Consider the following 24,295-nt stretch of genomic DNA (forward strand, 5'->3'; position numbering starts at 1 on the left):
CAAAAATGTGATAATCTAGAACAACTTAAACAACACTCTATAAAGCTGTGGCATGAATATTTTTATGACGCGGCTTTTTCTTAAAGACGAGAGGATATTAATGTTAACAGTAAATAACGTCAGCATGCAGTTCGGCACCCGAAAGCTGTATGAGGATATCAACCTTAAGTTCACCGCGGGTAATTGTTACGGTGTGATTGGGGCAAACGGCGCTGGAAAATCGACCTTCTTAAAAATTATTGAAGGTAAATTAAAGCCAACGACAGGGACTGTTTCGCTCGGACCAAACGAACGAATGTCCAGTCTGAACCAGAACCACTTTGCCTTCGAAGATGAAGAAGTCATGAACACGGTCATTCAGGGGCATGCTAAGTTATATGCAATTATGCAGGAAAAAGATGCCTTATATGCTAAGCCAGACTTCAGTGATGAAGATGGTATGCGCGCCGCTGAATTAGAAGGCGACTTTGCTGAAATGGACGGCTGGAATGCCGAAGCGGAAGCTAGTCAAATGTTGCAGGCGCTTGGTATTGATGAATCTATGCATCACATGAAAATGAGTGAATTGACCGAACCACAAAAGGTGAAGGTGTTACTTGGTCAGGCGTTGTTTGGCAACCCTGACATTCTGTTGTTGGACGAACCGACAAACGGACTGGATGTCCAATCTATCGCTTGGCTGGAAAACTTCTTGGCTGACTACGATAACACTGTGATTGTGGTTTCACATGACCGGCATTTCTTAAACCAAGTTTGTACCCATATCTGTGATGTCGATTTTGGTAAGATTACGCTCTTTGTGGGGAACTATGATTTCTGGATGGAAAGTAGCGAATTGGCTGCTAAGCTGAAGTCCAGTGCCAACCAGAAAAAAGAGGAACAGATTAAGGAACTGCAAGACTTCATTGCCCGGTTTAGTGCCAACGCGTCGAAGTCTAAACAAGCGACTTCGCGTAAGAAACAGTTGGACAAGATTACGCTAGATGATATTAAACCGTCCACACGGAAATACCCATTCATTCAGTTCACGCCAGAACGTGAACTCGGGAACGATTTACTACGTGTTGAGGATGTTTCGAAAACCATTGAAGGCGTGAAGATTCTCGATAACATTACCTTCACACTGCGTCCTGGCGATAAAACGGTGTTGATCAGTCGCAATGAACTGGCTACCACCACTTTGATGCAAATTATTTCCGGGGAAATGAAACCTGATACGGGCACGGTCACTTGGGGACAAACAGTTAAGAAAACGTACTTGCCACGTGATATCAACAGCGAGTTCACGGATTCTGATTTGACAGTCATTGACTGGCTTCGGCAGTATGCGCCGAAAGGTGAGGATGACAACACGTTCTTACGTGGGTTCCTCGGGAAGATGTTATTCTCCGGCGAAGATGTCATGCGCCAGGTAAGCGTCATGTCCGGTGGTGAAAAGGTCCGTTCAATGCTGTCTAAGATGATGCTGAGTAAGGCGAACGTCTTATTGATGGACGATCCAACTAACCACTTGGACTTGGAATCAATTACAGCCTTGAACAACAGTCTGATTGATTTTAAGGGCTCTATTGTGTTCACGTCACATGACCATGAGTTCATTCAAACGATTGCTGATCATATCATTGAAGTGACCAGCAAAGGATTAGTTGAACGATTTGACACGAAGTACGATGACTTCTTGGAACATGAAGTTGTTCAAAAGCAGGTTCATGATTTGTACGACTAGAATTTTTTGTCTACTCAGGTGTTTGAGGGATAGCCTCGTTTGCCGCCTACGGTTGTCAACATTGACACGCTCGCCGTGGGACCGGTTCGAGTCCGAAGTTCACGGTCTTTCACCTCGTCGTAAAGCCTCATGAAGACCGCGAGTCTTTGCGACCGTCCGTAACCTAAATTCGGGAAACCACCGAATTAACGTTACTTGCACGGTTCGGTATCAATGTTGCCGCCCATCGGCTGATATGTACGTACCATGTAAACTTAGTAATCGAAAAACGTCTATTTCTATCGCACCTCAATTTTTGAGGTATGGATAAAATAGACGCTTTTTATTTGGATCAACATTGTTTGTTTTTAACCTGATTTCGGCAATTAGGCGGTGGCGTCGATATTCCAACGGACACCAAATTGATCCGTGACAATGCCAAAGAGGCCGCCCCAATCTTTTGGAGTGAAGTCAATGACACGCTGGCCATTTTTGGATAGTTGGCTGTAGATGTCGGTTGCTTGTTTTGCGTCGTCAAAATGGAGGCCCATTGATACCGTTGCTCCTGGCTGGACATCAGGTGCGCCGGGGATCACGTCCAGTGCGGTGATGTGAAAATCTTCATCGATGGTTAACACGCCATGCACTACCAGGATGGCTGTTTTGTTATCGTTTGTTGAAAATAGTTCGCCTGCGCGTTGAATGTCTAAGTGACCGCCAAAAACTGATTGATAGAATTTTAGGGCATCATTTGCCTGACCGTGAAAAGAGAGATAAGGTAAGAATTTCATTGTAAACAGACCTCCTGTTTTGTGGTGCTGATATTAAGTTCAGCTTACCATATTAACAAAATTAATTAATTCACAAACGTTTGACTATGATTAGGAACATCGTTTATGCTTACGACGTAAGTGATGTGTCATTTCTTTTATTTGCATTAGTGAATTACAGAGCAAAGTTTGATCGATAGCACATCCAATTCCTAAATAGAATCAATTTTAGTCACTCATTTAGCAAACAAATAAGGAGCGTCAATTAAAATGGCCGAAAAATTTCGTTTTCAACCAACTGATATCAATGCACTTCAAGACAGTTATGATGTTGTCATCATCGGTTCAGGAAGCACAGGGATGGTAGCTGCCATTCAGGCACATGAACTTGGTTTGAAGCCGGTTATCTTTGAAAAGATGCCAAAAATTGGTGGTAACACCATGCGGGCATCTTCAGGAATGAACGCTGCTGAAACCAACGTTCAGTTGCATCATGGTGTTGTTGATAGTTACGAGGACTTTTACGCTGAAACCCTTAAGGGTGGTGGTGATTTAAACGATAAAGAATTGCTCGGCTACTTCAGTTCACACGCTGCTTTATCAATTGATTGGTTAGCTGATCATGGCATTCGTTTGGACGATATCACCATCACTGGTGGGATGAGCAAAATGCGGACTCACCGTCCAGCCAGCATGGCGCCAATTGGTGCGTTCTTGGTTACTGAGCTATCTAAAGTCGTTCAAAAGGACGAATTGCCACTGTTCACTGGCGTAACGGTTAACAGTTTGGTGAAAGATGCAGATGGTAAAGTTACAGGCGTTAACGCAACATTGCCTGATGGTAGTCAAAAGATGGTTGGCGGTAAAGCTGTTATCTTGGCAACAGGTGGTTTCGGCGCCAACAACGACATGATTGAAAAGTACCGTCCTGATTTAAAGGGCTACAAGACAACGAACCAACCCGGTGCAACTGGTGATGGTTTGAAGTTAGCGACAGACGCCGGCGCTGCTTTAGTTCAGATGGATCAAATTCAGGTACACCCAACTGTTCAGCAAGATAACCCACATGCATTCTTGATTGGTGAAGCCGTCCGTGGCGAAGGTGCCATTTTGGTTAATGCCCAAGGCAAACGGTTCGTTAACGAATTAACGACGCGTAAGGTGGTTTCAAACGCTATTACAGCCCTACCAGAGCACAGCGCTTATCTGATTCTGGATCAAGGTATTCGTTCACGTGTTAAGGCCATTGAGTTCTACGACAGTATTGGTTTGGTCGTAACAGGTTCAAGTCTGTCAGAATTAGCTGGCAAACTGAATATGGATGTTGATACGTTGTCATCAACTGTTTCCACGTGGAACACTGCTGTAGCTGATCACGATGATAAAGAATTCGGTCGCTCAACTGGGATGGATCGTGATATTTCAGCTGAACCATTCTTTGCTATTCATATTGCGCCTGCAATCCACTACACAATGGGCGGCATCAAGGCCAACCATAAGACACAGGTATTGGACGAAAGCGGCACTGTTATTCCTGGACTCTTTGCTGGTGGTGAAGTTGTCGGTGGACTGCACGGGAACAACCGGATCGGCGGAAACTCGATCGCTGAAACGGTAATCTTTGGTCGTCAGGCTGGGGAACAAGTTTACGATTACATCAAAGGCTAAATCGTGTGTTAATAATACTGAAAAAAGTGGTTCGAGAGTTATTTTCTCGAACCACTTTTTGGTTTGGTATAAAATTTGCTCGTTTGAGTCACTGAACGTTGGTGCTGGTGAAACGAAAGCAACAGTATGTCGGCTAATGCTAAGAAGGGTGAAATCAGCATAATTAATGTGTCAATCACAAGGTTTACACTCAGATTGCTGAAGGACTCTGTAAACATGAAACTAAACGGCACAGCAGGCGTTATGATCTGATGCGAAGGCATATTAACTTCACGTGGGTGAGACTGTCGTGAAAGATGAAGAACGTGAAATAAATTTGGGAAGAATTGGTGAGCAAACGGAAAACTCAGGTAGGCGAGGACGAGATAGCCATCAAGTGGGGTGAAAGACAAACGCGCGCCAATTCCAGGTTGCAATGAAAACAGTAATAACAAAAACAACGTTGGTGGTAAGCCAATTAAATAACCTCGAACAATCTGTTTCAAAAAAATCCCCCCAAGACCCGGATGAACGAATTGACGCATCATGTTTTGGAGGGATTATACAATATTATTTTTGTTGTCGTCGAGTGAATAAGCTTCGAGAAATCATCTAATTAATGTAAGCTAATTGCCCATTTTGTAGTTAGTGTGTTTATCTAATTTAAACTTAGTCTTTAGGCCGTCTGTAACGTAGATCTTTTTGTCGTTTGTAATAAAGATAGCCTGAATTTTGGGCTTCTTATTCATGTATGCTAAGCCATCTTTTAGTCCCTTATCAAACGCAGCATTGGATAAGGCGTCGCCGTCAATCGACTTTTTAGAGACAATCGTGACACTGGCGAGATTGTTTTCATACGGGTAGCCAGTTTTGGCATCAAACAAATAAATGTATTTATGACCGTGGGACATAAGGTACTGCTCATAGGTACCAGCAGTCACAATTGACATGTCAGATTCTTTAATGGTTCCAACAGCGTCGCCCCGAGGCTTGACCGGATTCTGAATGCCGACTTGCCAAGGTTTGTTATGCCCTTCTGGTGAATTACCCATCACAATGATATTCCCGCCTAAGTTGATAATACCAGAGGTAACGCCGTTTTCCTTGAAGACCTTTTTGACTTGGTCCGCAATATAACCTTTTGCAATTCCACCAAAGTCGAGCCGCATGCCTTTCTTGGTGAGATAAACGGTACGGTTCCTATCATTCAGTTGAACGTCGTGGTAATCAACAAGCGGTAGTGCCGCATCAATTTCTGACTGAGCAGGGACTCGTGCACCCGGCAAACCGATTTTCCATAGATTGGTAACGGCACCAATTGCCATGTCGAAACTACCTTCAGAATTTTCTGAAACGTCGAGGGCCTTTTGAACCATTGGGTAAAAGTCAGCAGGTACTTTAACAGGTTTGATGCCGGCATTAGCGTTGATTTTATCAAGTTGTGATCCGCCACGAGTCAACGTTGATTCATCGTCCATGTAATGAATTTCCTTAAAACCTTTATCAATGACTGACTTCTTACCCTTGTCGTAAATTGACAGGGTGCAGACAGTGCCCATCACCATCTCAGTTTTCTCATAAGGATTTTTTACCATCGTGTGCTTTTGAGGTTTCTTTGCACAGCCACTCAATACTGCCAATAAGGCAATGGTCATGCTACCCCAAATCAGCGCTTTTTTCATAATTGCCAAACTCTCCTTAAATGCCAAAATTTATAGTTAATAATAAACTTTGATGGCACACTCATATGTCTTGTGAGAACTTTTACATTTTACCGCAAAAAGGGTTCGTTGTGGTGTCGATTTTGAAAACGATTACAAACGGCGGTAAAATTAACCAAGATAAGTCTAAGTAGATTGTTAACCTGGAATCAATGGAGGAACAAACATGAAAAACCATGGCAAATTGAACGCAACGCTTTTAACTCCTGCATACTGGGAAAAGTATCATCTGTCGGACGGTGTTGATTTCGCTAATCAGTTTCAAGCAATTGACGCACAAGATTTGGGCGAAAATGATCGTAAGCAAGCGTTGGACGAGTTGCTAAAGAAGATGGCAGCCAAAGGGTATAACAATCCAGCTAATTCAATGTATGTTCTGTATTCAGCTATTTTGGTTCAACGAAACTGATGATCCGTTTTGTGGGCTGGTGGTGGGGGCCGCTTCCGGTTGTCAACATTGATACGCTCGCCGTGGGACCGGTTCAAGCTCCCTGAAAACCGGAATCTTTCACCTCGCCGTCAAGCCTCGTGAAGCCCGCGAGTCTAGACGACCGTCCGTAACCTAAATTCGGAAAACCACCGAATTAACGTTACCTTCACGGCTTGGTATCAATGTTGACGCCCTTCAGCTACACAGTGGCGAACCATCCGCTAACATCAACATCATTTGATCTAAAAGTGGTCTGTAAGTATTTTTATCATTTGTCCTCATTTGTCCATAGAATAGAAAATTGATAATGTTTATTTCCTGCTATAGGAGTGGAGCTGGTCTGAAACATAGTTCCGTGTCGGCACCATTTGGCGGCATGAATTTGGCCGCTTAGTGGTGCGGGACGACTTATGGGACGTGATTTTCGGCCCATAATCGAGGGTGAAAACCGCGTTTTTGCGGGTTGAACCCGGGTCCTCATGGAACGACGTTTCAGGCCAGCGCAACGGCCTTTAAACTACACAAAATATTTATCTGAACAATCTGTAAGGAGATTTCAATGATCAAAAGAAAATAGGTGTCTTCACTATCGCTCATTTACGCAATGGAGCAGTGAAGACACCTATTTTTATACACAATTGAGTTGAATTAATCTGTAGTCGGCAACGTTAACCGCTTTTCCAACCAGTTTTGACCGACAGTCAGTAATGAACAGCAGGCCCAATAAATGAGTGCTACCAATAGATAGACGGTCATGTAGTCAAACTGTTTACCACCCTGGATTTTAGCGCGCATGAACATTTCGGAAACGGTGACCATCGCGGCCAGCGAGGTTCCCTTGAACATATCTAGCAAGATATTGCCCAGTGCGGGGATGGCAATCCGGAATGCTTGCGGCAAGATGACATAATGAACGGCCTTGCCATATGACATGCCAAGCGAATAACTAGCAGCCCATTGCCCATCTTCGACACCCATAAAGGCAGAACGGAAGACTTCAGAAACAAACGCAGCTGCATTCAAAATGAACGCGATGGCTGCAGCTACAAAGGCGTCTAGCTGAATGCCAGTGTATGGTAGCCCGAAATAGAGGATGAACAGCAGAACCAACGAGGGGACACCGCGCATAAACGAAATGTAGGTCCGTGTCAGCCAATGAAGCCAATGACGTTTGCTCATTTGACCAAGGGTGAGGAAAAAACCAAGTACCAGTGCGCCGACAAAACTGACGACGGTTAATTCCACAGTGAGCGGTAAGCCACCAAGAATGTAGGGCAGCGCATGCCACGCAAAGTGGGCATTGAAAAAGTTAGGAATAGTCAGCCAATTTAGCAATGAATTCATGAGCGTCCCTTATTTGATCTTGAAGTAAGTTGTCTTAACGTTAGGCTTTTTGGAGACGTCCTGACCGCCATAAAATTTCTTCGATAGTTTGGTGATCGTACCGTCTGCTTCTAGCTTCTTGATTTCTTTATCGACTTCCGCAGTCAACTTCGTGTTGCTCTTCTTCATGATGATACCTGTACCGTTTTTATCATTTTGAGTGGTGAAGTAGAGGTTCTTTGGAATGGTTAGAGGTAAGTCAGGCAATGCCTTGAGCGCCATGGATTGCAGGTAGTAATCGTTCAGGATGACATCGGTTCGACCGTTAACAACATCGCGAAGATAAACATCGTTTGATACGTTGTCGTAGTTAACTTGCTTAGCGCCGAGCTGGCTGGCCAAACGTTGATAGCCGGTACCTGCTTCACCGGCAGCCTTTTTACCCTTTAAGTCAGCGAAACTGTGAATCCCTGATTGATCTGATTTGCGGACGACCATGCTGTCGAAACTGAATTTATAAGGAGTGGAAAGGGCAAATTGCTTTTCACGTTGTTTGCTGATGCTAAAGTCGTTAGCAGCCATCTGAGCGGTGCCATTGTTAACGGCTGTCAACATTCCATCGACGTCCATTTCTTTGAAGGTGACTTTCTTATGGAGTCCCTTAGCAACAGCCTTAACGACTGCAATGTCGTAGCCAGTTAAGGCACTCTTTTTATTGGCGTGAAATGAAGTTGGATACAATGTCCCAGATGTTGCGACGATCCAAGTTTTTTGGTCGGCCACCTTTTGGTTAGTTGACTTGGCCGTCTTGCCACAACCGGCCAGCGTGGAGACTAAAATGAGTGCCATGGCCGATGCCAAGGCCGTTAAACGAATCGATTTTTTGGAATGAAACACAACAATCGCCCCTTTAATTAGATTATCCTAAGCATAAATGTTTATGTGAAAAATGTAAACGCAATCATTAAATAAAATATCGTTGCTATGCGGCGATATTTTTGAAAATATGAATATAAATTTCACAAACTATTTAAACGAAGGTTCAAGTTAGGGACTACTATTGTTAATATGCTATAGTTTAAATTAGGTAAATAGCAATACAGCTATGTTTTAAAGGTATTCACAGGAGGATTGAGTCGTGACGAAAGTTTATAACGTTGGTGTCGAGGCAACATTGGATGTGATCGGTGGTAAATGGAAGCCGGTTATCCTTTGTGATTTGCACGAGGGGCCAATGCGGACAAGTGAACTGCGTCGGGCCATTCCAAACGTGACTCAGAAGGTTTTAACAGAACAGTTACGTGATTTGGAACATGACGGCATTGTGACACGAAAAGTGTTTAATGAAGTACCGCCACGAGTAGTCTATGGATTAACTGAACATGGTCAGAATTTAAGCGGCCTACTGGAGCAGATCTGTCAATGGGGCGAAGAAGACGTTCGCCGTCGGGCGGCCAATGGTGAAAGTGTGGTCATTCGTCATCTCGGTGAGACTGCACCGAGCCGAGAAGAACTGCTTGGTTAATTTTCGTTTGCAAGGTACTTATTGGTAACCTAGGCACCTGTAAGTACCGTCTTGTTTTACTAAACGAACGCGCTAGTATTGATTGTGAAAGCAAGTTGAGGAGGAATTTCAATATGGATGAATTAACATTAAACAACGGACAAAAGATTCCCCAGTTAGGGTTGGGTGTTTTCTTAGTGCAGGACGCAACTGACTTAAAGCGTTCTGTTGCTGATGCTTTAAAGGATGGTTACCGTCATTTTGATACGGCGGCTATTTATCATAATGAAGCTTGGGTTGGCGAAGCCTTAGCTGAAAGCGATGTTAAGCGTGAAGACCTGTTCATTACTTCAAAAGTTTGGGACAGTAACACGACTTATGACGAAACAATAGCTGCCTTCAAGGAGTCACTGAAGAAGTTGCAAACGAATTACCTGGACTTGTACCTCATTCACTGGCCAAGTGAAGGGTATACGGAAAAGTGGCGTGCCATGGAAGACTTGTACAATGATGGTCAAATCAAGTCAATTGGTGTATCTAACTTCGAAAAGCCACATCTCGATAAGTTATTGGCTTCCGCAAAGGTTAAGCCTGCTGTTGATCAGATTGAAACGCACCCATATTTCCAGCAAAAAGAGTTGCACGATTACTTAACAAGTTTGAACATTGCTCATGAAGCTTGGGGACCATTGGGTCAGGGCAAGAGTGGTGTGATGGAAGATGCAACATTGAAGCAGATTGCTGATGCACACAAGAAGAGTGTGGCGCAAGTTATCTTACGTTGGCACTTGCAACGCAACATCATCGTTATTCCAAAGTCCATTCATGCTGAACGGATTGCTCAAAACATTGATGTGTTTGATTTCAAACTTAGCGATGACGAAATGAACGCCATTGCTGGTATCGACAAGAACCGTCGTGGTTCAGAAGATCCTAACGACGAGGAATGGTTGAAGAAATCGTTGTCGATGAACTAAATTAATCATAATTTTTTTAAGCATCGCAACAATATGCTTAAAAAGCAAATTTAGTCGCAATTATGTTCCTTGTTAGGAAAACGCCACAAGACTATGCTTTTAAAGGAAAGTCTTAATAAGTTTTTTAGGGGGAGTTAAATAATGAAATATTGTCCAAATTGTGGTGCTGAACTGGCACCGGATGACAAGTTTTGCACTAAATGCGGCTATACAATTCCAGAAGCAAAACAAGCAGGCACTCAAACAACTGCTAGAACGAACGCTACTCAGGTAACACAAAGTTCACAAGAATCTGCAACTGTGACTGCTGTTCAAAACTATGCCACAAATTATTTTAGCTGGTTTGCAACAGCATTACGTCATCCATTTAAAACAGATACTGAAGCACCAAAATATTTTGGGCTAATTAGTTTTTTAGCAATTATTATTCTGAATGGTCTGTCGTTCAATGAAATCACAGAGCGTTTACAAAAGTTAGCACCTAAAGACGTATTGAATGAAATTGGAATTCATGATACAACGGTCTCTTTTTGGATGTCATTTATACTAATTGGTCTGGCTTTTTATGCCGCTTACTTAGGCGTCAGTTATTGTTTTAGCCACTTTGCCTCACACAATTTTGATGTAACCTTTTTAGATTATTTAAATCGTGTTGGTCAATATACGGCCATTATCGTTATTCTGGCGATTATTCAATTCGTTGATTCATTCATGGTGACGTTAACAAATGGTGTGACCTTTTACTTTTTGGTTTGGGCATTGCAATGTGTGATTTTACTTGCTGGTTGCATATTATCCATCGCGCCACAGCAGGGCGCACAACCGGCCTTGGATCCGGCTTATTCAACTATTTTGGCGATGGTTATTATTGATGTGTTAGTTTTCATCGTGGTTGATATTTCTGCGCAGGCACTGATTGCAAACATTATGCATCAAATTCAACAGTTGACTTCTAACAGTTTGTTTTAGTGGTGCCTAAAATGAAAAATCAAACACAACATTTTTGTTCAAATTGTGGGAAAAAGATTTCTACTCAAGATCAATTTTGCCCTTTTTGTGGGACAGTCAATCAATTTTATGAACCGAAAAATATCAATGTGGGAGCTTCGCAAACTGCCGTACAGAAAAATGCGAGGATCAGTTGGTCACCGTTAAAATGGCCGCGAACTTTGCAGATTGTTGTAGTGCTGTGTCTAATCATTATCGGCTGGTTTTCGATCACACAATATCTTAATAATCGATGGGACAGCTATTCTACCTCATTTGGGGATAGCGAGTCTTTTAAAATGAATGGACAGGTACGAAATGATGTCGCTTTAGTTCAGGCTAACAATCATTTTGTTCAAATCTTGGTGGTCGGAGGCAATGGGGATAGTAATGAACTATCTACTTATTTTGTTCGTACACCGTTAATAAAAAGCCAAGGTCAATATGAACTCCAAAAATCGGCAACTACTGCAACGATTGCGCTGTACAAATTGAATGTTGTTAGTAATTCGATTGGTGTGCTACCGCAAAATCATGACGAACTACCGGCGTATCTTTCGAAGTTAAGCAAACTGAATCCTGTAGGTGGGGTTAGTTATCCTGATACAAAAAAATTATTTAATGAATCAAAGGATATTCCGACTGCCAGAAGTCTGTTTAATTCCAAAACTCAGGCAGCTGCATATTTGTATCAGTATGCATTTGGTAAAGAAAGCTCACTAGATACGGCCATTTTAAAAGACCATAGTTCGGTGATTGATGGCACTGCGATAACTCAAAACGAAAAGATTCGACATGAATCTTCGAATTCACAAAGTGAAGATGAATTAAGAAAAATCGAAAACCAACATTTTGATAATAGAAGGTAATCAGAAATTATGTCTGAACAAGAAAAATTAGAGTTTTGTCCAAATTGTGGTGCAAAGTTGAAACCTGGTGCTGTTTTTTGTGGTAACTGCGGGTTTGATATTGCCAAATATAAGGCAGCCCACAACGGAATAAAATCAACAGGAGAGGCTAACTCTTCAGTGGGCCGGCAAACGATGCCAAATATGCAGAATGCTCGCCAGCAAGTATCAATTAGCCCAACCAGGCCTGTGAAACCAATTAAAAAATGGCTTTGGATTGTGGCTGCGGTTGTAGTTGTAGCATTTGTTGGATTGTATATGTTTGGACAAAATTACTATTCGTCGGCCAATCAGTTAAATCGTGCAATTGCGGCTATAAAAAACAACGATAAAAATGTTGGTAGCTATTTCACTACCGATGATGGTGGCATGAAATTAAACAACAAATCGCTACAACCATTAATCAAACAAATGCAGGCTGATCCGAATGCATTAAAAGGATTTAAGAGTCAGCTACAAAATAACGGTAGCACCAATAATAATGGTTACAGTTTTGGACCATCTGGTCATATATGGTTACTGTTCACAAGATATAAGATTAATGCAAAAACCTTCACGATTACTTTGCATACCAACCACCCCGGTATTAACCTGTCAGTAAATAAGCGCAATATTCTTAAAACTTCGCAGGCCACAATTCAAAAGAAGAGTGGTCCTTATATTGCCGGACAATATCAACTTAAGGCTGAGGGGGATGTTAATGGACATCATATGATAAATGATGGAACCTATAATTTATCACCAGAATCAGCCAAAGATTTTGATCTTCAATTAAAAACGATATCGTTTACAGTTACAGGGTACGCAGGAGCTGACGTTTTAATCAATGGAAAGTCACAAGGAAAATTGGACAGTAATGGTTCACTTCAATTAAATGATATTCCGTGGTCAAACAATATGATGCTCACAATGACTTATAATGGGGCAGGCGGAAAGGTCACTTCGCGTAGTCATAAGATTACTGATAGTGATCAAGATTCTGAGGTTACAGTTGGTTATCCAGGTGTGATGTCGCATGATTCTGCTGATAGCTTAATTTCGGAGCTTTTTAGTGACGTTGATAGGATAAGTTCGAACGGTTCTATTCCAAGCGGATTTTCTGATTATTTTGTTAATGGTTCTGACAATACGCAATATAACGATATTGTGAAGATGGCAAAGGGGTACCACCAGAAAGATTCTGGCATTAACACTGTAAGTTACAGAGTCGAGGACTTACATGTGGTGCCAAATAAAGTTAACCAGTCCACTGTGACATATAATATTCGGTATGACTTTTTTAACAAGAACGATAGCGAACATATTCAAGTTTTCCAGTATGTAGCGACGATAGTAAAAGCCGGCAGTACAAATAAAATTCAATCCATTGCAGCCGCAAAGAAAATTAGTGATGTGACTAATGGTGGTGACGATGATTCGGATTCTGACAGTAATAACGATTCCGACAGTGATGATTCTAGTTCTAGCGATGATTCTGACAGTAATAGCGATTCAGATAATGATGATAACGATAACTCGGATAGTTCGGATAGTGATGAAGATGATAACGACAACGACGACACTGATGATGAAAGTTACCAAGTAAATTCTCAAAGAAATTTGAATTTGCAAAATATGTAGCCATTACAGTGTTCGTCCATTCGCTATGCATTAGTTCTGATTTTAAACTAAATGATAGATGATTTTTTGTACTTAAAACAGACTGTGAACCAAGGCCTTCATTCAAGGTTTGGTTCACAGTCTGTTTTTGCTGAAGGTTCAAGCATCTAGTAATTAACTGCTGTGTGAGTTGAAGGGCGTCAAAGATGAATGCAAGCCGTGTCAGTGGTGTTAATGAGGCGGTTTTCTGCCGAATTTACACCACAGGACGGTCGTGAAGACGTGAGTTTCGGCTTCACGACGAGGTGAAAGACTTCAGGTTTCAGAAGGCTTGAACTGGTCCCACGGTTGCGTTCATCTTTGACAACCGGAAACGTTAGTCGGCAATCGCGTCGATGCTTACAATCAGTGGTTAGATAAGTGTCCAAGGATAATATGATACTTGTAACCTTAATTATTTTAAAATTGCCTAGTGCTATTGCGCTCAACAATTTTAATTGGCAAAAACTTGGACTGGATTGGCTCATTGTCGCCAGTCAACAGAGCCGCACAACCAGCACGGCCGATTTGGAAGAAGTCCTGCGTGACACTAGTGATGGTCGGTCTGAAAATACGGGTCAGTTTGGTTCCGTCAATACTCATGACAGAGAGTTGTGCGGGGACTTCTAAGCCGTAATCGCGGGCCTGGTCGATGACACCGATAGCGGTTAGGTCACTGTTCGCGATAATTGCGGTAACCGCTGGTTGTTTGCCAAAATGCTGCATGGCCGCTTCACCATCTTCAAATGTGAAGTAACCAGGGACTAACCAGTCCTCATTGATCGATAGACCATGCTCTGCCATTGCTTCACGATATCCGTTCATACGCTGTGTACCGACAAATGATTGCTCGTCCATACCAACCAAACCAATTTTGCGGTGACCATGCTCGATGAGGTATTTGGTTGCTTCATACCCGATAGCATGATCGTCAGAGGCAATAAACGGACCGAGGTTTTCTTTGGCCGCGGTTGAAAGAAAAATGTGAGGAATACCACTCGTTTTCAGACTATTGAGCGATTCATCGCCAAGTTCCAAGGCAACAATCAAAACGCCCATGACGTCTCGTTCAATGACCGTCTTAATGGCTTTGTCCTGTAATGTGGGGTTATTTTCACCAGCATACAAAATCATGACACTATTGCCGTGTTTAGTCGCCACATCGTGAATACCGGTGATGATCTCATCGGCAAAATTTGATTTAGTGGCAGAAATCACAACTGCCAGTACGTCACTTTGATGGCTGGCCAAGTCAGCAGCGTAGGCATTTCGCTGATAACCTAGGTCGGCGGCAACTTTGCGGACATGGTCAGCCGTTTTTGAAGCAAAAAAGTTTTCTTTATTTGATAGCACACGCGAAACGGTCGAGACAGAAACGTTCGCCGCCTGCGCGACATCCTTAATGGTTACTCGCATAAGCACTCCAATAAAATTTACTGTCTCAAGTTTACCATTCGTAATTATACAAGTATACGCAAACGTTTGTGTTATTGTTTTAACAATGTTGCAAACGTTTGTGTAATGTGATAATGTACTTTTTGAAAGCGCTTACGATACTGTATAACGCGAAGTCAACAAGACCCAGGTACATATTTATAGGAGGCTTGATTATGCAAGCAACGGATTCAGACACTAAAGTAAAAGCGTCGACGGAAGTTGATGTTAATAAGGGGCTACCAAAATTAAAGTTATCGGCAATCTTTGCGATGACCTTTGGATTCTTTGGCATCAACATGGCTTTTTCACTTCAATCATCACAAATGGGCCGGATTTTCCAGACCATCGGGGCAGATCCAACTAAACTTGGTTTCTTCTTCATTTTGCCACCATTGGCAGGGATGGTTGTTCAGCCGTTAATCGGTAAATATTCAGACAAAACATGGAATCGGTTTGGTCGGCGGATGCCTTACTTAATGATTGGTGCCCCGATTGCCGCTTTGGTTATGATTCTCTTGCCAAACGCTGGTTCATTCGGTTTCGGATATGGTTCACTATTAGCGCTATTATTTGGTGCCTTTACCATTTTATTCATGGACCTATCTTCAAACGTATGTATGCAGCCATTCAAGATGATCATCGGTGACATGGTTAACGAAGACCAAAAGGACATGGCATGGTCTTGGCAGCAATCATTCTCAAACCTTGGTGGTGTGTTTGCGACGATTGCTCCATATGTTCTGACACTGTTTGGTGTTACTAACATTGCGCCAAAAGGGCAGGTGCCAAACTCAGTTAAGTTGGCCTTTTACATTGGCGCCGGAATTCTGTTACTGACTTCGCTTTACACGATTATGTCGGTTAAGGAATATAACCCAACGCAATATGATTTGTATCACGATATTGATCCAAACGAAAAGAAGCCCGATGTTAGTCTGTGGCACTTGGTTAGAGTCGCCCCAAAGGCATTCTGGGAAGTTTCATTTGTTCAACTCTTTGCCTGGTTTGCTTTCCAGTATTTGTGGACATACAGCACTGGCGCTATTGCGGATAATGTTTGGCACACAACGAACCCAGCATCTGCAGGTTATCAAGCTGCCGGTAACTGGTACGGTATTTTAACGTGTATCCAATCTGTTGCTGCTGTACTGTGGGGCATGTTGTTGCTGTCACGCACTAAGGCTACGCAGCGTAAGTTATGGTACAGAATTGGTTTAGTGATGGGTGGTGTTGGCTTCATCATGGTGTTCTTCACCCACTCACAAATGGGTTTGATCTTCCCATTCTGTTTGATTGGGATTAGTTACTTAACCATGCAAACACAGGCGTTCTCACTGTTTACAGAATCTTTGGATGGCACAAATGAAGGCGCTTACTTAGGATTGTTCAACTGTGGAATCTGTTTGCCACAGATCATTGCATCAGTGGCCAGCTTTGCGATCTTCCCACTCATCGGTCAGTCAATGCCTGGCATGATCGTCGTCGGTGGTATTTCTCTGATTCTTGGTGCGTTTGCAGTCAGCGTGATTCACCCAGCACTTTCAGAAACAAAATAGTCAGTTTGGAAAAATGAATTAAATTAGCTAAGAGAAAAATGAGGAGGTTCATCATGCAACATCAATGGTGGCAAGGTTCAGTTGTATATCAAATATACCCAATGAGTTTTCAGGACAGCAATAACGACGGTGTCGGCGATTTACCTGGGATTACGTCACGGCTCGATTACATTAAACAACTTGGCGTCGATGTGATCTGGTTGAACCCAATTTATAAATCACCTAACAAGGATAATGGTTATGATATCGCGGATTACAAAGCTATTAATCCCTTATATGGCGATATGAATGACTTCAATACGTTGCTCAAACAGGTTCATGAGCACGGGATGAAATTGATGATGGACTTGGTTGTTAACCACACATCTGATCAGCACGCTTGGTTCAAGCAGAGTCGTCAGTCTAAAGACAATCCATATGCCGATTATTATATTTGGCGCGATCCAGTTGACGGTCATGAACCGAATAACTGGCAGGCGGCATTTGGCGGTCCGGCGTGGACGTATGTGCCAGAACGCGGCCAATATTACTTACATTTGTTTGCCCCGGCACAGCCCGATTTGAATTGGGAGAATCCCGATGTTCGTCAAGCCGTCTTTGATATCGAACGTTTTTGGCTGGATAAAGGGGTCGATGGTTTCCGGATGGACGTCATCAACCTGATTTCGAAACAACCTGGTTTACCGGATGTGCCTGGTGAAGCGACCGCTGGCACAACAATGGACTTTGTCGCTGATGGACCACGATTAAATGAATTCTTGCATCAGATGAATGAAGAAGTGTTGTCACATTATGATGTGATGACAGTGGGCGAAATGCCTGGTTCAACACCAGAGGACGCAATCAAATATACAGGTTTGAAGAGCGAAGAGCTGAACATGGTCTTTCAGTTTGAACACGTTGGGTTGAGTGCTAACCCTGATGTTCGGTTAGGCAAATGGAACGATCAGCCGGTCAAACTGACAGAGTTGAAAGATTCCCTCAACCGTTGGGAACAGGAGCTAGATGGCAAAGGCTGGAACAGTTTGTACTGGAATAACCATGATCAACCACGCGCCGTTTCCCGGTTTGCTAATGACGATCCGGCGGTCCGCGTTAGAGCTGCTAAGATGCTAGGCACGGCATTACACATGCTGCAAGGAACCCCATACGTTTATGAAGGTGAAGAGCTGGGGATGACCAATGCTCACTTCACGTCACTATCACAGTACCGTGATCTGGAATCATTGAACGGTTACAAGGAAATGGTTGAAGAAAAGCACCTCGTGTCCTCGAGTCAAATGATGAAGGACTTGGCTAACATTTCCCGTGATAATGCGCGGACACCAATGCAGTGGAGCACAGCGGCAAACGCTGGCTTTTCTGAACACACACCGTGGTCTGAGATGAATGCCAATTATCCTGAAATCAATGTAGCGGTTGAAGAAAATGACCAAGATTCAGTCCTCAAGTACTATCAGAAGCTAATTGCCCTTCGTCATGGTAGCAACCTGATTAAGTTTGGTGATTTTGAGGCACTAGACGCTGATGACGATCAGGTTTATGCGTACAAACGTCATTACGATGGCCACACTTTGTTAGTTATGTGTAACTTCACTAATGACACTGTTTCCCGCAATTATCATCAGGGCGAGGCAAGTGAAGAACTTATCGGTAACTACGCCGATGACCAAGGTGTCACGTTACGCCCATATGAGAGTAAAGTTTATGAGTTTGACGAAGACTAATTAAATCGTGTCGAAAGTGCGTTGCCAAATGGCGCGCACCTTTTTTGTTTTCACGTGGAACTTTTTTACTTTTAGATTTTTCTGATTATAATCATAAAATTTGCCTAAACATGACGAGAGTTACTATTCTGGAACTAACAATTATGGTGGTCAACTTACAAGCATGCAAAGTCGAACTTCAGGTTGATATACATTGACCGGAGTCTATAAAGGAGGACCAAACATGTTTAAAAAAACACAACTTTTCGGTGTCATTGCAGCATTTGGACTACTGATTGGGCCCGCAATGAGTGTTAAAGCGGCCGGTGATGTTGGTTCTGCGACAACCCAAGTGACTGCGGGATTTATCGCTGGTGAAGGGCCAACGGGGCCAGTTGATCCAGGTAATCCTGGCGGTGGTCCAATCGATGATCCAGAGCATCCTGGTACCGGTGCCACAGGTCCACTACGACTGAACTATGTGTCGAAGCTGATTTCGTTTGGTACCCAACCAATTCAGTCGGCAACGACAAAACGTATGGGTACCACTGGTTCTGATGTAATTGGCACATACCAGTCGGCACAAGTTTCTGATGAGCGTGGGACTAACGCCGGTTGGGCGTTAAAGGTTTCTGGTACACCACTGATGTCAGGGACTGACACACTGGAAGGTGCAACATTGAAACTACCAGCCGGTGAGGTTGTAACTGAGTCAGGTATTGATAACGGTGCAGTTGCAAGCGAGGTTAGCAATGCGTTAGGTGTCGGTGGAACACTCTTATCAGCTCCGGCAACAAAGGGTGGTGGATTGACTGTTGACCGCTGGACACCAGCACAAACGGAATTAACCATTATCGGCGGAACAGCCGAGGCTAAGGACTACACCACAAACTTAACGTGGACGCTACAAGATTCACCAGCAAGTTAACAAATATTCTGACCCCATAATTGAAGTCGCCGGTCAGCTGCGAAGTTGAGCGACGACTTTTTTAAAACAGAGTTATGCGCAGGCTTCTGGGCATCAGGTGCACATTTAAAAGAGTGGTGCCGAAGCTTGGGAAGGACCGAGCCTTGATAGATACCCAAAAAAGACGACGGAGGAACCGCAATGAAACGACTAAGAGGATTACTGATTATCCTGTCCGGCATAGCCGCAATGTTTATCACAACGGGTTTGGTCAAAGCCGCCAAGGATGATTCAATCGTTAATTTTAATGTGCAAGCACAGATCCCAGAAAATCAGATAGATAAGAAACAGAGTTATTTTGACTTGAAGATGAATCCTGGGCAAACGCAAACTGTCTCAACAGTCGTGCAAAATACGTCTAATAAAGCAATGAAGATCAAAAATGAAATTCACACTGCACATACTAACGAAAATGGGCAGATTGAGTATGTAACTGAGGCGAAGAAACAGGATTCCACGTTGAAAGTGCCACTGAAAAAGATTACTCAACTCCATGAGGCAAAGGTGATTACTGTTCCGGCCAACAGTACAAAGAAAGTGTCGGCAACGATTCGCGTACCAGACAATGCCAAAACAGGTGTTATTCTTGGCGCTTGGTATTTTGAACGTGTCGACACAAAACGAAAAGATAAAAAAACTGGTGTGACTGTTAACAATAAATACTCTTACGCAGTTGCGATGAAGTTAACGGTGAATCATGAGGTCTCTGTGGCATTGAAATTAAATGACGTGAAACCTGGTTTACGTAACTACAAAAAAGGAATCTTTGCGAATTTGCAAAATACGGCGGCAGTCATTATTCCTGACCTGACTGTGCAGGGAAAAGTCTACCAACAAGGTTCCAATAAGGTTGTCAAACAGGCAAAGTTGCAGCAGATGATCATGGCACCAAACTCTAATTTCGATTTTCCAATTCTGTTTGGTGGCGAGGAATTGAAGCCAGGCAAATACACGTTAAAAATGACGGCCAAAAATGCTAATGACACATGGCATTTCAAACGTAATTTTACGATTCGTGCTAGCGATGCAAACAAAATTAATAACAAGTCTCTTGATAAGGCCAAAACGAGCCATCCTGGCTTGTATATGCTAGAAGGCGCCGGCGTAGTAATCGTTTTAGGTGTTGTTATTGGTGGCGCGACATGGTGGTTCCGACGTCGGCGTTAGCCCTTTGAACAACCGAGGAGGTGCAAGATGCGTAACTGGCAGCGAACACTGAACCGAATTTTAATGATCGGCGTGCTAACGTGGGGACCGGTGATGGCGATTGGCAGTGGCGTAGTTGTGCATGCCGAGGAGTTAAATCAACCCGCCATTAGTTTGGTAAACACAGAATCGTCAAGCCAAACACAATCAAGCTCGAATGATTCAGGCGAATCGAAACCTGCTGACCATTCACTGCCAATGGACACTAGCGAAATAGTTGATAATGACGACACACGATCAAAGGTAGTAGATGCATCTGAACAGGAAACAGCAGCGGATCAGGATACCACTGAGAATCAACAGGCCGAAGCTGAGGCGCGTTTAAAGGATGACGGCATTAGCACACAATTAGTTACACGTTTGGACACGTCAACATTGGTTCAAAATGGCCAAACAGTTCGAGGAAACAACGATATACTTGGTGTGCTTGGCGGTTTAACGGTTAGTTTAAACGATGTTGTCAAAGCTACAGTATCCATTTTAACGGGTGATTGGACGACTGATATTGGAACACCAATGAAAACCGGCGACAAAATAACCGTTATCAACCGAGCACTCGGCTTGATTCCACTCTACACGGAAAATCAAACCGTGGTTGATCCGGGCATGTCAATTACTCAAGTTAATGCAGGTGGTTTGCCAAGTAGTGTGACCTATGACAAACGGACGGGCACAATGCCAACCATTTTTGGGCAGTCATTACAGTTAAGCGCTAACTTTGCGTTTAATTACACGACGGCTGATCAAGTCAACACAGTGTCGTTTATGATCGATGGTCAGCAAGTCGCCGGAGATGCATTTACAAGTGCTGATACGGTGATTTCAGGGAAGACGCTGACAGTGAACACTGCTAAAATAGCCGCCCGTAACTGGACGGCGATTAAAACCGCCCTTAATGGTCTTTCAGGTGGAAGTACGCATACACTGCAGGTTGTTGCTTATCATAATGGTCGACCTGTGAATCCATGGACAAGCGCCAATACGATTAATCTGTATGTCAATCCAGACAAGCCTGGAATTAACGATGTTTGGTCGGGTCAGCGGCGTTTATCCGGGACGGTCTTACCGGCTGGAGCAACAATCAAGGTCACAGACAGTAATAACAACGTATTAGGTACAGGGGCCGTTGCCGATGGTGGAACTTATACAGTTGGTCTCAACCGCGCAGTTGTCGTTGGCGAGACACTCACCGTTACCGTGACCAACCAAGGGATGAGCGAAACGAACACGACGGTTGTCAAACAAAATCAAACGGTTCAGGTGACTAATGCGCCAAAATTTGTTTGGAATCAGCAAGCGTCGGCAGCGGATACAAATGACGGTTGGCAACTGACAGCCTCAGGAGCCGGTTTTCCAAGCAGCAGTAACGCTACTGAACTAGTGATTGACGGCAATAATTTAGGCGCCGATAATCCAATCACACGGGGTGGAACGGCAACTACCGGATCGACAACAGGTGTGAATCCGGCTACTAAGGTCACCACGCTTAACGGACTTGATCCACAGCAGACGCACCGCATGCTATTGTCGATTCCGGGAATGAATGATGCAGTGACGGGGACGGTACCAATCGTGATTGCAGTGCCAACACCACATTCAGTTATTGCAGGTGACGGCGCAACCAGTTTGACGGGTAATTTGGCGCAACCAGGCAGTCAGGTTACAGTTAAGGATAATAGTGGCGCGACGTTGGGAACAGCTGTGGTGACAGGAAGCGGCACTTATCAAGTGGCATTGAATAGAGCTGCTGTTGGTGGTGAAACATTAACGATAAGTGCGACAAACGGATCGGGCGGCGTTAGTGCGTCGGAAACACTGAAGGTTCCGCTGGTTGAACAGCTAAGCATTCAGTCAGTGTCGCCGTTGAACTTTACACCCGCTACCATTAAGACAGGAACCACGCTGACACCTCCGCGAGCTCATGATTTTGGTGTCAGCATTGTGAATTCACTAAACGGTGGCACCGGTGCGAATTGGACGCTATCAGCAACGCTCGTTAATAATGAACTGGTGAGCACGACCAACCCTAGTCATAAGTTGGCACAACCGTTGATCTTTACAGATGCAAATGGCGTCAAAACACCATTATCGGCCAGTTCTCTGCCAATCTTCACTAATAATTCAGCGAATACGACGGTCTATCCTACCAGTCAGTTCAAACGAACGGGGATGATGGATACTGCGACTCAGCAAACAGTTAACCGTGGCATGGGACTTAGCGTGAAGAGTGACAACGTTTATGCAGAAAGTTATCAAGGCACGTTGAATCTAAATTTAGCGACAGGACCGACAAAATAAATAGTAATCAACGCTTCATGTCAAAAAAATTAAAGTGTTATAGTGATTCTATCAGTATTTTGAAGGAGTCACGAAATGAAGCGTCAGTCACTTAAACAATGGCAGAAAAACATGTACGCATTGTGGATCGGTAATTTTGTTACCGGTGCAGGTGCCAGCATGAGTCTGCCATTTTTACCGTTATTTATTAGTGAAATGGGCCATTACCCTAAATGGGAATTAACGCTATATGCCGGCCTAGCGTTTTCCGTCACATTTTTAAGTCAAGCAATTGTTTCACCATTGTGGGGACGGCTGGCCGATCGAACGGGTCGCAAACCAATGTTACTTCGGGCAGCCATCGGGATGACCATTACGGCAACGTTAACCGGATTTTCGCCAAACGTTTGGGTGTTGATTACGCTACGTTTGATTCAAGGTGCATTTTCTGGTTACATCAACAATGCTTATGCACTAATTGCTAGTGAGGTGCCGATGGAAAAAAGCGGCCAAACGATGGGTACATTAACGACAGGTGCAGTTGGTGGTCAGTTAGTTGGCCCTGTTATCGGTGGTTACATTGCTGGGATTTTTGGCTATCGGATTCCGTTTTATATGTTCGGTGGTCTGATGTTGATAGCGTCAATGGTCACATACTTCTTTGTTAAAGAAGACTTTAAACCAATTACGGGTAAGGCCGCCACGGAGCACCAGAGTGCATTTGCAGGTATCAAACATGTACGGATTGTGTGGGCGATGATTATTTCGTCCATGCTGATTCAGGCAGCGACGACATCGATCAATCCAATCATCAGTCTGTTTGTGAAAGAATTGATGCATGGCCGTGGAAATATTGCCTTAACCAGTGGGGTAATTGCTGCCCTACCAGGGATTGCAACGTTGATTGCAGCGCCACGACTGGGTGCGCTCGGCGACCATATTGGACCGCAACGCGTGTTGATTGCTGGATTAATATTCTGTGGTCTGGTCTTTTTCCCGATGTTTTTCGTCACCACCGTTGTCATGCTAGGTATTTTACGATTCTTGGTCGGTATTTCGGATGCCGCGCTACTACCAGTGACCCAAACAGTGATGACATTGAATACACCTGATGACGCGGTGAGCCGTATTTTCAGTTACAATCAGTCGTCACAAGCAATTGGTTCCGTCGTTGGGCCAATGTTGGCCTCAGGGGTAGCGGGTGTGCTCGATTACCGTTACGTTTTCCTGATGACAACGCTGTTGGTCATCATTAATTTAGTCGTTGTTATGTGGGCTTATCGAACAGATCATGGTTCAAACACAACTAGCGAGCAAGCATAGTTAACAAAGCAATCGGTCCATTCCCCAAACTGGAGATGGACCGATTGCTGTTTTCGACCAAACTTTTCAAAATGTGCGGTAGAACATAGCGTTAGATGTCACCTGCGGTTGGCACCAGTGACACGCTCGCCGTGGGACCGGTTCAAGCCTACTGAAAACCGGAGTCTTTCACCTCGACACAAAGCCTCGTGAAGCCCGCGAGTCTTTGCGTCC

At 43.7% G+C, this 24,295-nt stretch carries 20 protein-coding genes; 14 read left to right on the plus strand and 6 right to left on the minus strand.

Annotated features, from left to right (window positions below):
• Positions 1 to 100 precede the first annotated feature (100 nt).
• A complete protein-coding gene (locus ABUE36_RS00690; protein ID WP_161000685.1) occupies positions 101 to 1,726 on the plus strand; it encodes an ABC-F family ATP-binding cassette domain-containing protein in 1,626 nt (541 codons plus the stop codon).
• Between the two features lie 365 nt (positions 1,727 to 2,091).
• Here ABUE36_RS00690 and ABUE36_RS00695 read toward each other — a convergent pair whose 3' ends face one another.
• Complete coding sequence (locus ABUE36_RS00695) at positions 2,092 to 2,496, minus strand: VOC family protein (RefSeq protein WP_161000684.1); 405 nt, start codon at positions 2,494 to 2,496, stop codon at positions 2,092 to 2,094.
• A 249-nt stretch (positions 2,497 to 2,745) separates the two neighbouring features.
• On the opposite strand from ABUE36_RS00695, the gene ABUE36_RS00700 reads away from it, so the two are divergent.
• Positions 2,746 to 4,143, plus strand: a complete 1,398-nt coding sequence (locus ABUE36_RS00700) for a flavocytochrome c (RefSeq protein WP_161000683.1) — start codon at positions 2,746 to 2,748, stop codon at positions 4,141 to 4,143.
• 38 nt (positions 4,144 to 4,181) lie between these two features.
• Here ABUE36_RS00700 and ABUE36_RS00705 read toward each other — a convergent pair whose 3' ends face one another.
• Together ABUE36_RS00705 and ABUE36_RS00710 are read right to left on the minus strand one after the other, a co-directional pair.
• The gene (locus ABUE36_RS00705) at positions 4,182 to 4,628 is read right to left on the minus strand and encodes a hypothetical protein (protein WP_161000682.1); all 447 of its coding nucleotides are present in this window, start codon (positions 4,626 to 4,628) and stop codon (positions 4,182 to 4,184) included.
• Between the two features lie 120 nt (positions 4,629 to 4,748).
• On the minus strand, positions 4,749 to 5,804 hold the full coding sequence (locus ABUE36_RS00710; protein ID WP_421016996.1) for an FAD:protein FMN transferase: 1,056 nt from the start codon (positions 5,802 to 5,804) through the stop codon (positions 4,749 to 4,751).
• 205 nt (positions 5,805 to 6,009) lie between these two features.
• On the opposite strand from ABUE36_RS00710, the gene ABUE36_RS00715 reads away from it, so the two are divergent.
• Positions 6,010 to 6,252: a hypothetical protein gene (locus tag ABUE36_RS00715; protein ID WP_017261288.1), complete on the plus strand. Its 243-nt coding sequence runs from the start codon at positions 6,010 to 6,012 to the stop codon at positions 6,250 to 6,252.
• A 669-nt stretch (positions 6,253 to 6,921) separates the two neighbouring features.
• Here ABUE36_RS00715 and ABUE36_RS00720 read toward each other — a convergent pair.
• Both ABUE36_RS00720 and ABUE36_RS00725 read right to left on the minus strand, forming a co-directional pair.
• Positions 6,922 to 7,617, minus strand: a complete 696-nt coding sequence (locus tag ABUE36_RS00720; RefSeq protein WP_161000680.1) for an amino acid ABC transporter permease — start codon at positions 7,615 to 7,617, stop codon at positions 6,922 to 6,924.
• Positions 7,618 to 7,626: 9 nt separating this feature from the next.
• A complete protein-coding gene (locus tag ABUE36_RS00725; protein ID WP_161000773.1) occupies positions 7,627 to 8,445 on the minus strand; it encodes a transporter substrate-binding domain-containing protein in 819 nt (272 codons plus the stop codon).
• Positions 8,446 to 8,734: 289 nt separating this feature from the next.
• Between ABUE36_RS00725 and ABUE36_RS00730 the strand changes: the two genes are divergently transcribed.
• From ABUE36_RS00730 to ABUE36_RS00750, 5 genes are all read left to right on the plus strand, one after another.
• Positions 8,735 to 9,121, plus strand: a complete 387-nt coding sequence (locus ABUE36_RS00730) for a winged helix-turn-helix transcriptional regulator (protein WP_161000679.1) — start codon at positions 8,735 to 8,737, stop codon at positions 9,119 to 9,121.
• A 113-nt stretch (positions 9,122 to 9,234) separates the two neighbouring features.
• Positions 9,235 to 10,077 carry an aldo/keto reductase gene (locus tag ABUE36_RS00735; protein WP_161000678.1) on the plus strand — a complete coding sequence of 281 codons (843 nt, stop codon included), beginning with the start codon at positions 9,235 to 9,237 and terminating at the stop codon, positions 10,075 to 10,077.
• A 141-nt stretch (positions 10,078 to 10,218) separates the two neighbouring features.
• Complete coding sequence (locus ABUE36_RS00740; RefSeq protein ID WP_161000677.1) at positions 10,219 to 11,046, plus strand: zinc ribbon domain-containing protein; 828 nt, start codon at positions 10,219 to 10,221, stop codon at positions 11,044 to 11,046.
• Between the two features lie 11 nt (positions 11,047 to 11,057).
• Positions 11,058 to 11,933 (plus strand): zinc ribbon domain-containing protein, encoded by an 876-nt coding sequence (locus tag ABUE36_RS00745; RefSeq protein ID WP_161000676.1) that lies wholly within the window; start codon positions 11,058 to 11,060, stop codon positions 11,931 to 11,933.
• Between the two features lie 9 nt (positions 11,934 to 11,942).
• The gene (locus tag ABUE36_RS00750; protein ID WP_161000675.1) at positions 11,943 to 13,592 is read left to right on the plus strand and encodes a zinc ribbon domain-containing protein; all 1,650 of its coding nucleotides are present in this window, start codon (positions 11,943 to 11,945) and stop codon (positions 13,590 to 13,592) included.
• A 438-nt stretch (positions 13,593 to 14,030) separates the two neighbouring features.
• On the opposite strand, the gene ABUE36_RS00755 is transcribed toward ABUE36_RS00750, so the two are convergent.
• On the minus strand, positions 14,031 to 15,026 hold the full coding sequence (locus tag ABUE36_RS00755; RefSeq protein ID WP_421016997.1) for a LacI family DNA-binding transcriptional regulator: 996 nt from the start codon (positions 15,024 to 15,026) through the stop codon (positions 14,031 to 14,033).
• A gap of 194 nt (positions 15,027 to 15,220) precedes the next feature.
• Between ABUE36_RS00755 and ABUE36_RS00760 the strand changes: the two genes are divergently transcribed.
• The 6 genes from ABUE36_RS00760 to ABUE36_RS00785 all read left to right on the plus strand — a co-directional run bounded on the left by ABUE36_RS00760 (position 15,221) and on the right by ABUE36_RS00785 (position 24,082).
• On the plus strand, positions 15,221 to 16,603 hold the full coding sequence (locus ABUE36_RS00760; RefSeq protein ID WP_186337566.1) for an SLC45 family MFS transporter: 1,383 nt from the start codon (positions 15,221 to 15,223) through the stop codon (positions 16,601 to 16,603).
• A 53-nt stretch (positions 16,604 to 16,656) separates the two neighbouring features.
• Positions 16,657 to 18,330, plus strand: coding sequence for a glycoside hydrolase family 13 protein (locus tag ABUE36_RS00765; protein WP_178941790.1), 1,674 nt, complete (start codon positions 16,657 to 16,659; stop codon positions 18,328 to 18,330).
• A 223-nt stretch (positions 18,331 to 18,553) separates the two neighbouring features.
• Positions 18,554 to 19,237, plus strand: a complete 684-nt coding sequence (locus ABUE36_RS00770) for a WxL domain-containing protein (RefSeq protein WP_178941791.1) — start codon at positions 18,554 to 18,556, stop codon at positions 19,235 to 19,237.
• Between the two features lie 180 nt (positions 19,238 to 19,417).
• Positions 19,418 to 20,443, plus strand: a complete 1,026-nt coding sequence (locus ABUE36_RS00775; protein WP_161001544.1) for a DUF916 and DUF3324 domain-containing protein — start codon at positions 19,418 to 19,420, stop codon at positions 20,441 to 20,443.
• A 27-nt stretch (positions 20,444 to 20,470) separates the two neighbouring features.
• Complete coding sequence (locus ABUE36_RS00780) at positions 20,471 to 22,780, plus strand: Ig-like domain-containing protein (RefSeq protein ID WP_161001545.1); 2,310 nt, start codon at positions 20,471 to 20,473, stop codon at positions 22,778 to 22,780.
• Positions 22,781 to 22,855: 75 nt separating this feature from the next.
• Positions 22,856 to 24,082 (plus strand): multidrug efflux MFS transporter, encoded by a 1,227-nt coding sequence (locus tag ABUE36_RS00785; protein WP_161001546.1) that lies wholly within the window; start codon positions 22,856 to 22,858, stop codon positions 24,080 to 24,082.
• The last annotated feature ends 213 nt before the right edge of the window (positions 24,083 to 24,295 follow it).

It is taken from the genome of Furfurilactobacillus cerevisiae (genome assembly GCF_048961765.1).
Lineage (GTDB): Bacteria > Bacillota > Bacilli > Lactobacillales > Lactobacillaceae > Furfurilactobacillus > Furfurilactobacillus milii_A.